The following is a 14,529-nucleotide window of genomic DNA, read 5'->3' as shown; positions in this document are numbered from 1 at the left end:
TCAACAAATTCAGTCGTTAGATAAAAATTGACAACTTTCAGACATTAAGAAAATTATTATGAACTACGATAAAAATAAATCCTTAATATACTATTTGGAAAAAGTGTATAAGAATAATGATGGTGTTCTTAACTTAATTGAAGATGATATTTCCGGAGGAAAAATCTTAAAAGAGAGGATAGACACAATTAAATCCAATCCACACGCAAAAACAATTCAAATTAGCGGATTGCGTCAAGATACTTTCGATTATTTTATTGAAAATTACGCATCTCAATTTGAAGCCATTTACTTTTGGAAGTGCCCCTTAGTCGAGGACCTTTCCACTTTAAGTAAGCTTAAAAGTATTCAATATATATTATTTTATTGGAATCAACGTGCAGTCCGATTATGGAATATGTCTAAGAACTTTTCACTTAAAGGAGTTGCCCTAGATGATTTCACGCGTATACATGAACTTACCGATTTTGCATCTTCGGAAACAATTGAAGAAATACATTTTGGGAACAAAGTATGGACGAAATTCGTTGTAGAGTCATTATCACCTTTAGTACATTGTAAAAAATTAAAATTCTTAGATTTTAATCTAAAAAAACTAAAGGATAATGACATCTCCTATTTGGAAAAGACAAAAGAATTAAAATCTCTTCACTTTAACACTAATCTATTTACAACTGAACAAATTGCTTGGTTGCGAGCAGTTAGACCGGATATTGAATCTTCGTCACTGGAACCGTTTATAAAACTTAAAAATCCTATAGTTGATAATAGAGAAAAAACCTTAGACGTAATCGTTAATGGCAAGGGAAAACCATTACTAAATTCTGATATAGATAAAATTAAACTCGAAAAATATATTGTTACGTTTAATGAATTGGTTCAAAAGTATCGAGGTAAAAAAACCTAACTTTTGTTTGCTGCTACAATTTAAAGCTTTGACAGTGAATAGACATTAGTTGTTTCTTAATTTCGAATTCAAGTTTTTCAATATACCTTCGGCGTAAGGGATTCACGATACATTTTCTGAAAAAAGTTAAAATCTGAAGTTTCCTAAAGCGTGGAAATTATCACAAATTACATTTTTTAGAACTCTTTCAAATCCTCTTCCAAAACTGCTCGAACATTATGCGGAATTGGAATACTGATCTTGTTCATGTGATCAAAAGCGACTTGAACCGTTTTTGCCACAGCAAAAATTTCTTTCGTGTTCGATTCTAAAATTACTGACTGAAAATCCCAAGATTTATTTCCGATCCGAACAACCGAAGTTTGTACTTCTACTTGATGATGTATCTCGATGGATTTTTTAAGATCAATTTCAATTCTCGCTAAAATAAACGGGACTTCAAAAATCTCTTTTACATTCAAACGACGTTTGCAATAATCGACTCTTCCAATTTCAAGATAAGCTACAAATACAGAATTACTTACATGAGCAAACGGGTCCATATCCATCCATCGAGTTTGAATGGGTGTAGAAATCATATTAGAATTGTTTTAAGAACCTCAGATTGCCAGATTGAAAATAACGAATGTCGTGGATTCCATAGCGCATCATTACTAACCTATCAAGCCCAAGGCCAAACGCAAAACCAGTCCATTCTTTTGGATCCAATCCAGCGTGAGAAAGAACGTTAGGATGAATAAGTCCACAAGGTAAAAGCTCCAACCATCCGGATTGTTTACAAACAGGACAACCCTTTCCGTCACAAACAAGACAATTTATATCCAATTCAAAACCAGGCTCCACAAAAGGAAAATATCCAGGTCTAAGTCTAGTTTTGATCTCCTTTTCAAAAATTCTAGAAAGCAAAACCTGCATCGTATCAATCAGGTTCGCCGCAGAAATATCTTTACCTACGACCATTCCTTCGATCTGATAAAAAGTATGTTCATGAGAAGCGTCTACTTCCTCATAACGAAAGACTCTACCAGGTGCAATAATCCTAAAAGGAGGTTTCAATTTTCTTAATGTTCTTACTTGGATCGCTGAAGTATGAGTCCTTAAAAGATTTCCATTTTCAAGATAAAACGTATCTTGCATTTCTCTAGCAGGATGATCTTCCGTAAAGTTCAAAGCCCCAAAGTTATTAGTATCGGTTTCGATCTCCGGGCCGTCCATTATGCTAAAACCCATAGAAGCAAAAATGTCTTCTATTTCGTATTGAATCTGAGTGATTGGATGCAAACTGCCATTCGAAGGTTTAGAAAGAGGGCGAAGAACGTCAAAAAACTCAGAAGCTGCCTGCTTTTCAAAAAGTTTTTTCTTTAAAGAGGTTTTAGTTTCGGAAACGAATGTTTCTAGTTTTTTAGAAAGTTCATTTGCTTTTTGTCCGACCGTTTTTTTTTCTTCAATAGAAAGAGAAGCAACGTTCTTTAAAACAGCAGTTAACTTTCCTTTTTTTCCGATAAAATCATTTTTATTTTTATCTAAATCTTCTTCGGATATAGAAGAACCGATTTTTTGAATCGCTTCTTTATAGATAAAATCGAGTTCTTCAGACAAGTTCATACGTGTTTCCGAGCCAATTCAACAAGCCCTGGATAAATACCTCCGAAAGATCCGTTGGACATGGCTAAGATTAGAATTTTTTGACCCGTAAATTGTGAAATCATTTTCTCAAGTTTAACGAGTAACTCTTTAGGATCCTTTGCATAAACTGGAATTGTTTTGGAATTTTTTAAAAGTTTTTGAACTAACTTTTTTACATCCAGACGAATATCTTTGGATACTTTTTTTAGATTATGGATTTCAGTAAGAATAGTTAAATCGGAACCTATAAAGGAATATGAATATTCTTTTTGAAATACATTTCGATGAGAGGTTGCACTTCTAGGTTCAAACAAAGAAATAATTTTATAACCGTGAAATTTTTTTTTAACTGCATGAATTGTTTCGTGTACTGCAACCGGATGATGTGCAAAATCCTCCATTACAATCGCGTTCGAAGATTGAAAAAGTATATCCTGTCTTCTTTTAACACCCGGAAAAGAATCAATCGCCTTTGTAATCCCTTCTTTATAACCGGAAGGGTTTTGATTTTTCAAAATTTCGGAACAAACTCGAATTGCAACTTCTATGTTTCTATAATTATGGTCTCCGAATAAAGACGGATTTAATTTTTGATCTTCCCAAAAAAGTTCGTGTTTTTTCCAAGAAAGAGAGGAATCTCTACGATTCCATTCAAATCCTTCTACCTTTGTAAACGAAACGTGTTGAACTAGTTTTTTAAGAGAACCAGAACCACTCCAATAAAAAATTTTTCCGTTTCCAGGAACTAAATTGATTAAACGTTTGAACATAGTTTCGATTGCTGTAATATCCGGAAAGATATCCGCATGATCAAAATCTAATGCGTTTAACACCGCATAGGTGGGCCTATAATGTAAAAATTTAGAAGACTTATCAAAAAACGCTGTGTCGTATTCGTCTCCTTCTATTACAAAATAAGATCCATTTCCCAATTCAAATCCGGGTAGACCATCTTTCCGAATTCCTCCCACAAACAATCCGGGTTCAACTCCATTCTCTTTTAGTATATGATGAATTAAGAATGTAGTCGTGGTCTTACCGTGGGTCCCGGCGACTACAATTACTTTTTTTCCTTTGAGAAAAAATTTCCCAATTGCTGCTGGCATGGAAATATAATCCATTCCTAAATTGAGCATTTCTTCTACTTCCGGATTTCCTCTGGAAATCGCGTTTCCTACTACGACCAGATCCTGGCCTTTAAGATTCTCCGCTTTAAAGCCTTCAAAATACGGAATTCCCCATTCTTTCAATTTATCCGACATAGGAGGATAAACTCCCGCATCCGAACCAGAAACCTCGTACCCACTTTTTTGAAGCATATAGGCGAGGTTACCCATCGCAATACCACCAATTCCGATTAAATAAATCTTCAATTGAGAATTGTCCTGATTAGATTATAGATAACGGTTAAAAACAATATCCCTGTCAAAAAATAGGCAGATCCAGATAAAAAGAATATTAGAATTTCTTTATTATCCCAATTTAATTTTTTTTTCAAACTGCGAACAGAAAGCGCACAAGATAAAAAAAACGAAGTCGAGATCAATACGGCCTGTAACGGTGAAGGTAAAATCCAAAATATCGAAGAAGCGCTAAATGGTATAAAAGAAATTAGTAATATATTTGCAGGTGGAAGAATTTCCCCTTTGGTTCGATCAACTTTTTTTATAAAAACCCGAAACACGTCGAACTGAATAACCAAAAACAAAACCGCAGGATACATCACAAAAGAAAATAGAACTCCCGAAAACAAACTCCACTCACCTTCTTCGTATCGAATAAAAGAAAGAATCGAAAAAAAGAAATTGGATAGTATTTTTGCAGTTGGTGCAAGAACCCAAAGTAGAAAATGAGTTCTTAAAATTTCAAAATAACCAAATCCTTCCGTCTTTTGATAAAGATCAAAAGCGTCTTCAGGAAACTTAAAAACTTTTTGAAGTAGTTCGGTTCTTACGTCTGAGAAATCTTGTTTTTTATCTGCGATCATTTTTTGGGGATTGAATTTTTAGGAAACCTGTTCTGATCATTCTGATTTAGAGGTTCCTTTTTCTGTTCCGCTTTTTCCAAATTCCCCACAACTTCTTTTAATCGCAAGAAACTATCTTCTCGAATATAAAAAGGAGGTTCTGAAAATTTACCGTTTATGATTCGAATCGCAGGTCGATATTCGATTGAATTGATATTCGTTTTAGGATAATAACGTAATGTAATCCAATCTCCATTGGAAATTCGAATTTTGAGTGAAACTTCCGCCGGAACCTCAGTCAGACGTTTGGCGACCGCATAACCAGCTCCACTCGGATCGTCTGGATACAATTCCACGAGTTGACCTACAACTTGGCTGTTCCAAGAATCTCCCAAAGTTTGTTCCAAAGTTATGAGTTTACCGGAAAGTCTTCTCCAAAAATTTTTCTTTATCGTCTTTTCCTTAAACGGGTGATTATCCAGATGAATGGTTTTTCCTTCTTCTTCCCAAATCGTTTCAACAACTGACTCGTCTTTTAAATTTATGAGTTGTTTCTGTCTAAATTCTCCAATTCCTCTTGTAAAACGATCTGCCGTATTCGCTTGGATGATTAAAATTTCGTTTCCTACTTTTACGATTCTAGTGGAATCTCCAGTTTTCTTTTTTCCGATCCAAATTTTTTTCAGAGTCTTACCGGAAGATTTTAAAAAGATCTTTGGGGAGTTTTCGTTTAATTGGAGTGAGGTGGGAATTTCTTCGCCTTGAATGGGTTCCACTCCTTTTACTTTTAAAACCGAAAGCTCTCTGAAAATATTTTCAGAATTATACCCACCTTCAAATATGATCGTATCTCCCGTTTCTAAATCCTTGGATTCGATCGTAAGAAAGTTTCCACTTTCACTGATTCCCTTTCTTTTTTTAAGAAAAATAGGAGACTTATAAAACATGGAAACGTCGTCTCCGTCCCAAGAATTTGTAGGCGGTTGATATTCAATTTCGTCTATATCAATTTCCCAAAAGGAAACCTCTGAACGTTCCTCTTTTTTTTCTTCTAAAAAGAAAAAAATGAAAACAAGAGCGACTAACGCGAAAAGTAAAAAAAGCCAACGTTTCAAGATTCTTATCCTTCTTTTCTACGTTTTTGAATGAGCATCGCCGAAGAAACAAACGCAATCAACCCTGGAAAAATAAACATTCCTAAAATCCAAACAACTCGTTTTTGAACTTCGGTCAAGGAAACTGTGTTTACTTCTTCTTTTTTCGGTTGAATAGAAGACAGAGAAAGGTCTTGGTACATCCAAGTAATCGAAGAAGTTGCAAGTTCATAATTCACTCCGTAAGAAATGAACTGATCTGTGATCCAAGAAGTTCCAGAAAAGATCACTACTCTTCCTTCTTCCTTTGAATCTACATTCGTATTTTGAGAAATATCTTTTTGGATTTCGGAGTTTTGTGAAACAGTTTCTTGCTCGGGATTCAATCCCATAGAACTCAAATCTTTTTGTGGATCTTGTTTTGATTCATCCGTTTTTGAGTTTGTTGCGGCCGATTCTTTTTGAACTTTCAGAACCGTTTTTAAAACCATTCCTAATATTACGTTTCTTTTTTCCTCTCCTGCATCCAACTTTCCATTATTATTTTTATCTAATATAGCGTCTCCACCAGATTCCATCAAAGAATACGCTTCTAGATTTTTTCCGCCCGGTCCTTGGTTTGTCTGCGGAACAAAATAACCTGTAAACGGAAACATGGCGCCCGTGTCTTTTCTAGTTAACGCCTCTTCAATCGGATGTTTCTTAAAAGACTTTGCAAGTACCATCCCCGCTTGTCCCTGTACTTGAGAAAGTGGACCTTTTACAAACTCATATCCAGATTTTTCTAAAAGCCATCCAAAATTTTCGGTTCCTTTTGGATCGATCGTGATTAAAACTTTTCCTTTTTTCTTTTCTATAAAATCGATGAGAGAACTCTGAGCCTCTTTCGAAAAAGCAACCGTAGGTCCGGCAATCATCAGAACGTCCGCATCTTCCGGAATCCGAGACGGCCAGCCTTCTGCAATTCCAAGCCCTTTTACTTTAAAGTTTAAAAAACTCAAAGAGTTGGATAAAATTCCAACTTTTTCATTTGGAAGATTTTGAAAGATAGGTGAAAATCTTTCTCCATTCGATTGAGTAAAATAGATATTTTTTTCTTCGGTTGTTATATTTACTACCGCTTGTACTATCTTACGTTCTAAATCTTCCAGATCGTTTTTTTCTCGGACGGAAAGCCTTTGTTCTGCGTATTGTTTTCCCGTTGCCTCTGCCAAAGGTTTTTTAGTTCTTAACAAAATGACTCCGTTAGAAACCTGACCGAACTCAGCGAGTTCGTCTAACTCTACATCTGCGTTTATAAAACGAACCTTAAACTGAGGACTTAAAGATTTCAGTTGATCCAAATAGATCTCTAAATCGGGCCGGATTCTTCTTAAAGAAAAAGAATTTGCCTTTTCGCTCGAAGGAGAGTTTTCCAAAGGTCTTGGATAAAAAGCGACTACATCTACTTCTTTGTTTACGTTCTTTAAAATTTTAATCGCGGCCGGACTAAAGGAATACTGTCCCTTAGAACTTAGATCAAAGTTGTGATTTCGCATTACAGAAATGTAATTTACAATTACAAGAACTACAAAAACGATCGCCAAGTTCATAATAAAATATCTGACTAACGCTTGTTTTGAAGTTTTTAAAACACTCTGAGCACCCGCGGAATCTTTTCCTAATTCTTTTAACAAAGTTAGAATTAAAAATCCTATCAGAGAAAGTATCAAAAGTACCAAAAGAATTTCTCGAATTCTTTCGTTTCCGGATCCGACAGAATTGGACTTCAACGCAAGTTCTTCTAAAAATACTCTAAGATGATAAATCCCGAAAGCACCCAAGCCCAAGCCTGCAGCTATATAAGAATTCCATTCTTCTTGAATATTCTTTTTCTGAAGCCATCTATAAGCAGGTTCTAATATTAAAATTGCTAATACAAGACCCAACCAAAGCCAACGACTGGCGGGTAATTGTATACTGTCCCTAATCGGAAAATAGAGAAATAAAGAAGCGAGCGAAACCCAAGGAAAAATTCTTAACAATATGGTTTTCATCCTCTCCATCTCCTAGATTCCAAAACTTTTACAGTCAGATAAAGAAAGAATAATGCACCACTTACAAAGAATACGATTCCATTCAAAGGTAGAACTCCTTTACAAAACGCGATAAAATGCGAAAATATATGAAGGTGATAAAGAATTTTTCTAGTCACCGAATCGAATAAATACGAAAAATATCCAGAAACCCAAAGGGTTAAAATGATCACAATGGAAATCAATAAAGAGATCATTTGATTTTTTCCTAAACTGCTTCCAAAAAGCCCTACCGCAAAAGAAAAAATTCCTAAAAGAAAAACTCCTATCGTTCCCGAAACAACGATATAAATTGGAGCCTTCCAAAAAGAATAAAGAAATATAGGAAACAATCCGTTTACAAAAACAGAAATTAAAAAACAGATCAAAGTTCCGAACGCGAACTTACCCGCTACAATTTCCAAATCGGTGACTGGGGCCGTAAAAAGAAATTCAAGTGTTCCCCGATTTTTTTCTTCTGTGATACTTCCCATGGCAAGTATCAACATTGAAATGATGATCGTCGACATAAAGGAAAGAAAGGTAATAACAGTTGTATCGACGTAGTTTGTACCCGAATTAAAATTTAAAATTAATACGAAAAGAGAATTTAAAAAGGCGGTCCCGCCAAAAACCAACGGAGCCATAAAAGTTCCGAAGAACACCTTTACTTCTTTGAAAAAAATCCATTTAATATTTTGAAACATAATTTTTTAAACCTGATTCATAAAAATCTGTTCTAAGGTAACTTCTTGTTTGCGAATGTATTCCAAACGAGGAGAAGAAGAAGCGGATGCAAAAAGTTTTTCCTTAAATTCCCTTTCAGTAGAAGTGGAAACTAAAAACGTGTTTCCTCTAGAATCTTCTCCAATAGGTTGAATTTTATCCGCGCTTACTCCAGGAAAAGATGAAAGATATTTCTTACCGGATTCAGAATCCGCTCCTGAAAGAGTCACTTCAAGACCCGAAACTTTTTCCATCTCTTCTTCGAGTTGTTTTCTATCTCTTTGATATACCATTCTACCTTGATGCAAAAATAGGAAACGGTTGCAGGTTTTATAAACTTCGGGAAGGATATGACTCGAAAGTAAAATTGTATGCCCATCCTTCAAAGAATGAATTAGATTTCTAATTTCAACAATCTGCTTTGGATCGAGTCCAGAAACAGGTTCATCTAAAATTACGATTCTAGGATTTCCAAGTAAGGCCTGTGCGATTCCGACTCTCTTTCTAAATCCGAGCGAAAGAGTTTCGATGTCATTCTTACGAACATCGGTTAAAAAAGTTCTTTCACAAACTCTATCAATCTCAGAATCGATTAACTCGGAAGAAACTTGTTTGATTCTTGCAGCAAACTTTAAATAGTCTTGAACCGAAAGTTCTGGATAAAGTGGCGGTGTTTCGGGTAAATAGCCGATTTTCTTTTTTACTTCAAGTGGATTCTCAAACGTGTTGATTCCATCGATCTCGCAAATCCCGTCTGACGCGATCAAATATCCGGTAAGAATTCGAATCGTAGTCGTTTTTCCGGCTCCGTTCAAACCGAGAAGACCTACGATCTCTCCTTCTCCCAACTCAAAATTCAGACGATCTATAGCAAGTTTTTTGCCATAGAATTTAGATAGGTTTTTAACTTTGATCATTTTGTTTCAACTGTTATCGGTATATTTTCCATTACTCAGGAGATCCGATCTTGATAGAATTTCTAAATCTTACTTTTATAGTAGGATTTAGAAAAAATAGAAAAAGCTTTGGGAGATTGGGTCAACCTATTTTCTCACGATAGAACTTTTCCAAACTTGCAAAACGGAATCAACCCGAAGTTAAATGTTTAGACCAAAACAATTGGCTCATTCGTTCCCTAAAATTTTTGCAGAATTCTTATCTTAAAAAATTAGGATTTTATAATTATAAAACGAAAGTTCTTCATCAAATCCTTGTTCAACGAAACGAACAAGCTTCTAAATACTACTGACGCGTAAAAATAGTATTATTTTTTATGTGCCGATTCATAAGTAAATTTCTATAAAATGAATTTTGAATTAGAGATAGCCCAAAACAGAGATTCTATGCAAAAATTTGATTTAACGGAAATTTGACGTAAGAGTTCCTATAAATTACGGTCACTTTTGAGGTATGTTGTTTTTGTAGGTGTCGCTTAAAAAGTGCCTCTTTCAAACTTTTTTATCTTTATTAGCAGAGTTTTTTATTACTCACTTACTATCAAAAAACGATCCTAATTTCCACACCGCCAGTAAAATATCTGCTGGTTTCAAAAGATAAAAAAGAATTGCGGAACCACTTATAAAACGAGATCCATCCTTAAACACCTAAGGAAAACAAAAGTTCATGGCAATCGCAAACTTTTTGAATCAAGTCAAAGCAAGTGGAGGAAAACTCTTTTTGCAATTCGGAGGACAAGGTTCCCCCTTTTTAAAAGAAATCTCTAAACTTTACGAGTCAGAACCTTCTCTCAAAGAATTCTTTGATGTCTCTTTTAAAGCCATCGCAGAAGAAGTTCCCAAACTCGATAAAAAAATCATCTACAGCGGTTACGATTTTGAAAGTTGGGTTAAAAATCCAGATTCGGCTCCGGACGAAAACTATCTCTGTAGTGCGCCCGTTTCTATCGTAGGAATTTTTCTGGCTCAAATGGGAAATTACGTAGCGTTCACAAACAAAGGTTTTCCAGTTTCCGAATTGATCTCTAATTCGATTGGCGCTACCGGACATAGCCAAGGAGTTATCTCTTCTGCGTTAATCGCGCTTGGTAAAGAAGGTTCGGATTTTTATTCTGCATTTTCCAAATTCTTAAAGTTTGTTTTGTATATCGGTTATAGAGCGCAAGAACTTGTAGGCACTTACAATCCTTCCGAAACACTTCTCAAAGCAAACGAAGAAGTGGGCGACAAACAACCAGCTCCTATGGTTGCAGTGATCGGTTACTCTCAAAAAGAATTGGAAGATAGAGTTAAACAAACAAACAACTCTTTGGGTTTAAATGGAAGCAAAGCGATTTATGTGAGCCTTTACAATACTCCCGATTCTAATATTGTTTCCGGAAGTCCAGAATCTCTATTAGAATTTCGTAAACAATTCAAATCAGAAATGGACGAAAAAAAAGTGAAATTCGTTTACCTGAGAACTACCGCCCCTTTCCATTCTCCTCATATGGAAGATACAAACAAAACCATTCCGTCGGATATGGAAAGAATCGGTTTTAATTTTAAAGGTTCCGATTTGAAAATTCCAGTTTATTCTATCTTTGATGGAAGAAACATGCAATCCGACTCTGAACTTGGAATTCCACTTTTTAGAGAGATGTTGATTAAAACACTTTATTGGGACAAGGCGGTTAAACCTTTTATTACCGCAACAAACGTTACCGGTATCGATTTTGGGCCAAGTGTGGTAAGTCAGAAATTGACTCAAGCAAACATGGGAACTTCTGAAAATAAAATCTACGCGGTTTCCAGTCCTAAGGATATCAAGGTTCTATTGGCCTGAAAAACCAAAGGGTTTTAATTCTAAAATGGATTTACTCATTTCGAAATTTTTTTTCGGAATGGGTAAATCTCCCTCTGAAAAGATCCAAAGGAGCAATTTCAAAACTCACCAAATCGGATTTTATAACAGGACTTCAGTGTGAGTATCTTCTCTGGTTAAACACGTATCAACCTCATCCAGATTATAATCCTTTTGAACATCAATACATTTCCCCAAAACAAAAATCACTTTTAAGAGATTTTTCTCATTCCTTTTTTCCTAATTCTAAAAACGTCCGTTATTCGGATATAGAAACGAGAAAACTTTTAAAATCTGGAAAAAGCGTCAGATCTGCTTGTTTGGAAACTGAAAAGTTCATAATGAAAACAGAATATATTCTTCCAAACAAAGAAATACCTGGGACTTTTGAAATCGTTGCTCTTAAAGCTTCGAGTTCATTCAAAAAACAGCATATTCCGGAAATTGCATTTCAAAGGTTTGTAGCGGAGGAAGCCGGGTTTCGGATTTCTAAATGTTCTCTTCTTTTTGTAAATTCTAAATTTCAATTTGAGGATGAAATCCACATCGATTCCTTTTTTGTTCGTAAAGACGTTACAAACGAAGTTTTTCTTAAAGAAAAAGAAACAAAAGAATACGCTTATTCTTTATTTGAACTTATTTCGAGAAAAAATCTTCCACCTCGTTTCGCGAGCAATCTATGTTCTCACCCTAGAGATTGTTCGTATCCAGAAATTTGTCTGGCACGAAAAATTCCAGGAGACATTTTCACACTTAGAGAAGGAAAGATCGAATCCTTAAAATTTTACAAACAAGGAATCCTTTATCTAAAAGACATTCAAGAAACTGAAAGTTTAACCAGTCGTCAAAAAATACAGATTCAAACGATGCAGACTGGAAAACCGTTTATAAATCAAAAAGTTTTTATTGAACTTTTTGAAAAAATACGTTATCCAATCCATTTTTTAGATTTTGAATCGATCAATCCTCCAATTCCGGTTTATCCTAAAACTTATCCATTCCAACACGTTCCTTTTTTATTTTCGTTACACGTAATTCGTAAGGATCTTTTCCAAGAACCGGAAAATTTTTATTATATAGACAATGAAATTGTAGATCCAAGAAAAGGAATATTAGAAAAACTGCAAGAGTGGGTTTCGCCGAAAGGAACTATTATTTGTTTTAATGATAAGTTCGAAAAAAGATGTTTAGACGAATCGGCAGCGATTTTTCCAGAATATAAGGATTGGCTTAAGTCGATTCAAGATAATTTTCTAGACTTAGCTACGCCATTTTGGGGATACGAATACTATCATCCAGATCAAAAAGGAAGTACGTCCTTAAAAACAATTCTTCCGATTATTACAGGTCGAAATTATAAAAACTTGGAAATACAATCCGGCCAAATGGCAAACTCTGAATTTCTAAGGGCCAAAACGGAACCTATGTCCGAAAACGAAAAAAAAGAAGTAGAAAAAAATCTAATCGAATACTGTAAATTGGATACCTACGCAATGATTTTAATTCTACGTAAAATTTCGGAATGGATCAAAACCGGATCATAAAAGAAACAAATTTACCGACTTTGACTCAAATCAAAATCTGAAACAACTTTTATTAATTTTGATAATTAAATTATATTTTAAAAATATTCAGTAAATTTAATTTATTATTTTCTAAAAGAGAAACCTTAGAAAATTTTATACGTGAAAAAAATTCAGACATTTTTGCAAAAATCGACTCAACGTTTTGTATTTGAGCCGATTTTATAATCAAATTCGCAATTATATTAGAGATTTCTAAAAACTGAAATTTTTAATGGTTATTGAGTAATCTTCAACTTCTCCTTCGGAAAAGGATTCATCAACACGTGGATAACCCTCATTGCCTTCAACAGCCTTCATAGAAACTCTCATTTTAGTATCCCCAGTAAGTGCAGTCGATGGAATCTTTATCGTTTTTTGAAGCGTTCCTCCAAGCGTATCAATGATAGAATCCTGAACTACCATTTCTGAAAAATCATAACTACCGTCCCGATTGAAATCGATCCATACTCTCCATCTATGTGCTTTAGGTGGATTACTTGGCGAACCTTCGCTCGACAACAGCATATTATAGCTCGCCCCTAGATATATAGTCGGATGTAAGTATGAATTGTCCTTGTACCCACAATCATTTCCGGAGCTTTTTTCTAAATCAGAAAGTTTTACAAAAGTAATATAGTGTTGTGGTTTGACCATTCCTTGTCCCCCACGAGAAGTTGTCTCCGCCGGAACACCTACTGCATCCCAAGCATCGATTGTACTTTTTACTTCTGATGAAAACTTACCATATAAGGCTTTAGCTGAATAAATAGCTGCAGTCCTTGCAGAAGAATAACCCGCTGTAGGGAAAAGTTGATGAAGCGACTTATAGGCGATTTTTTCCGCCTTTTCGACGCTGATTCCCGAAACATTATATCCACAATGATGATCGTTGGTTCCTTGTTTTCCTTTAGATAAAGTATAAAACCAATGACTCAAGACTAGACTGTTTGTATGGGGTTCATTATTTTCAAAATCCCAAAGATCTCCGTAATACGTATTTGGTCCCGGATACAATACTGTAGTAGATTTCGGATTTTCCGCAGAACGCATACCACCTCCCGGAACGGTTTCATCCGCTATTAACCAAAGATTTTTTTGCATTCCTAAAACTTTGTTTACGTAGTTATTTACAGCAATGTTCCAAATATCACTAAAACCTTCATTCAATGCATAAGGCTCTGGATCATAATTAAGACCTGCAATAGCTCCATTGACACCGTGTCCAAATTCATGAGAAGTAACATCCAAAGATGTAAAGTCTTCATACGTAGGATCTAATATTCTAGGAACACCAAAAGTTTTACATATGCTGTTATGAGGACAGTAAATGTAATAGATTTCTTCTGTCGTAGGATCCCAAAACGCGTTATTGGCAGCAAACAAATCTATGTAATGTACGTTATTTACTACCTTGCTATCATCTCCATCATAACCCAACCAATTGTGAACGGATTTGAAATAATCATAAGTCATTTCAATTCCCCAATGTGCATCCAATAACGCATCGTGATTGTAGTCGTCATGATATTCAAACTTTGTCCAACTATTACTAGTATCAACAATAGGAACAGTCGCAAAATAGATATCCATGAATGGTTCTTCTACAAACTCCCAAGAATACGTAATAATTCCCTTACCTCTGGAATAATCCTTCAACTCATAATGATTTTCTTCATCTGCCGTCCAAGTCGTAATCGTTTTTACTCCACTAAAACGAGTCGACGCTGATCCCTGTTTGATACAAGGAGTCGGATCAGGAAAACAAATTCCGTAATTCGTATCCGGAGGAGTT

The 14,529-nt window shown here is 35.1% G+C and carries 13 protein-coding genes; 4 read left to right on the top strand and 9 right to left on the bottom strand.

Annotation, left to right across the window (positions count from 1 at the left end; all coding sequences use genetic code 11):
• Window positions 1-58: 58 nt before the first annotated feature.
• Window positions 59-907 (top strand): hypothetical protein, encoded by an 849-nt coding sequence (locus LEP1GSC059_RS16900; RefSeq protein ID WP_017213751.1) that lies wholly within the window; start codon window positions 59-61, stop codon window positions 905-907.
• A 176-nt stretch (window positions 908-1,083) separates the two neighbouring features.
• Here LEP1GSC059_RS16900 and LEP1GSC059_RS16895 read toward each other — a convergent pair whose 3' ends face one another.
• Genes LEP1GSC059_RS16895 through LEP1GSC059_RS16860 form a run of 8 tightly spaced genes read right to left on the bottom strand, consistent with a single transcriptional unit; the run spans window position 1,084 to window position 9,290 of the window.
• Window positions 1,084-1,485, bottom strand: coding sequence for an acyl-CoA thioesterase (locus tag LEP1GSC059_RS16895; protein ID WP_002176898.1), 402 nt, complete (start codon window positions 1,483-1,485; stop codon window positions 1,084-1,086).
• Between the two features lies 1 nt (window position 1,486).
• On the bottom strand, window positions 1,487-2,512 hold the full coding sequence (gene pheS / locus LEP1GSC059_RS16890; protein ID WP_002176899.1) for a phenylalanine--tRNA ligase subunit alpha: 1,026 nt from the start codon (window positions 2,510-2,512) through the stop codon (window positions 1,487-1,489).
• The gene (locus LEP1GSC059_RS16885) at window positions 2,509-3,906 is read right to left on the bottom strand and encodes a UDP-N-acetylmuramate--L-alanine ligase (protein ID WP_020981109.1); all 1,398 of its coding nucleotides are present in this window, start codon (window positions 3,904-3,906) and stop codon (window positions 2,509-2,511) included. Before LEP1GSC059_RS16885 ends, pheS begins: the two co-directional genes overlap by 4 nt.
• A complete protein-coding gene (locus LEP1GSC059_RS16880) occupies window positions 3,903-4,520 on the bottom strand; it encodes a hypothetical protein (RefSeq protein ID WP_002176869.1) in 618 nt (205 codons plus the stop codon). The genes LEP1GSC059_RS16885 and LEP1GSC059_RS16880 overlap by 4 nt, the downstream gene beginning before the upstream one ends.
• Window positions 4,517-5,614 carry a hypothetical protein gene (locus tag LEP1GSC059_RS16875; protein WP_017213749.1) on the bottom strand — a complete coding sequence of 366 codons (1,098 nt, stop codon included), beginning with the start codon at window positions 5,612-5,614 and terminating at the stop codon, window positions 4,517-4,519. The genes LEP1GSC059_RS16880 and LEP1GSC059_RS16875 overlap by 4 nt, the downstream gene beginning before the upstream one ends.
• Before the next feature lie 5 nt (window positions 5,615-5,619).
• Window positions 5,620-7,629: a motility-associated ABC transporter substrate-binding family protein gene (locus LEP1GSC059_RS16870; protein ID WP_017213748.1), complete on the bottom strand. Its 2,010-nt coding sequence runs from the start codon at window positions 7,627-7,629 to the stop codon at window positions 5,620-5,622.
• Window positions 7,626-8,354: an ABC transporter permease gene (locus tag LEP1GSC059_RS16865; protein ID WP_002176860.1), complete on the bottom strand. Its 729-nt coding sequence runs from the start codon at window positions 8,352-8,354 to the stop codon at window positions 7,626-7,628. Before LEP1GSC059_RS16865 ends, LEP1GSC059_RS16870 begins: the two co-directional genes overlap by 4 nt.
• A 6-nt stretch (window positions 8,355-8,360) precedes the next feature.
• Window positions 8,361-9,290: an ABC transporter ATP-binding protein gene (locus LEP1GSC059_RS16860; protein ID WP_002176862.1), complete on the bottom strand. Its 930-nt coding sequence runs from the start codon at window positions 9,288-9,290 to the stop codon at window positions 8,361-8,363.
• 706 nt (window positions 9,291-9,996) lie between these two features.
• On the opposite strand from LEP1GSC059_RS16860, the gene LEP1GSC059_RS16855 reads away from it, so the two are divergent.
• From LEP1GSC059_RS16855 to LEP1GSC059_RS16845, 3 genes are read left to right on the top strand one after another with little or no spacing between them, the layout of a single operon-like run.
• Window positions 9,997-11,154: an ACP S-malonyltransferase gene (locus LEP1GSC059_RS16855; RefSeq protein ID WP_017213745.1), complete on the top strand. Its 1,158-nt coding sequence runs from the start codon at window positions 9,997-9,999 to the stop codon at window positions 11,152-11,154.
• Window positions 11,102-11,296 carry a hypothetical protein gene (locus LEP1GSC059_RS24735; RefSeq protein ID WP_036057884.1) on the top strand — a complete coding sequence of 65 codons (195 nt, stop codon included), beginning with the start codon at window positions 11,102-11,104 and terminating at the stop codon, window positions 11,294-11,296. The genes LEP1GSC059_RS16855 and LEP1GSC059_RS24735 overlap by 53 nt, the downstream gene beginning before the upstream one ends.
• Window positions 11,250-12,716, top strand: a complete 1,467-nt coding sequence (locus LEP1GSC059_RS16845) for a DUF2779 domain-containing protein (RefSeq protein ID WP_337587755.1) — start codon at window positions 11,250-11,252, stop codon at window positions 12,714-12,716. The genes LEP1GSC059_RS24735 and LEP1GSC059_RS16845 overlap by 47 nt, the downstream gene beginning before the upstream one ends.
• A 234-nt stretch (window positions 12,717-12,950) precedes the next feature.
• Here LEP1GSC059_RS16845 and LEP1GSC059_RS16840 read toward each other — a convergent pair.
• On the bottom strand, window positions 12,951-14,529 hold a 1,579-nt coding region (locus LEP1GSC059_RS16840), incomplete at its 5' end, for a M4 family metallopeptidase (RefSeq protein WP_020981122.1).

The organism is Leptospira noguchii serovar Panama str. CZ214 (genome assembly GCF_000306255.2).
In the GTDB taxonomy this organism is placed as follows: domain Bacteria; phylum Spirochaetota; class Leptospiria; order Leptospirales; family Leptospiraceae; genus Leptospira; species Leptospira noguchii.
Note: the sequence above shows the minus strand (reverse complement) of the source record. Positions and strands in the feature narration are given on the sequence as shown.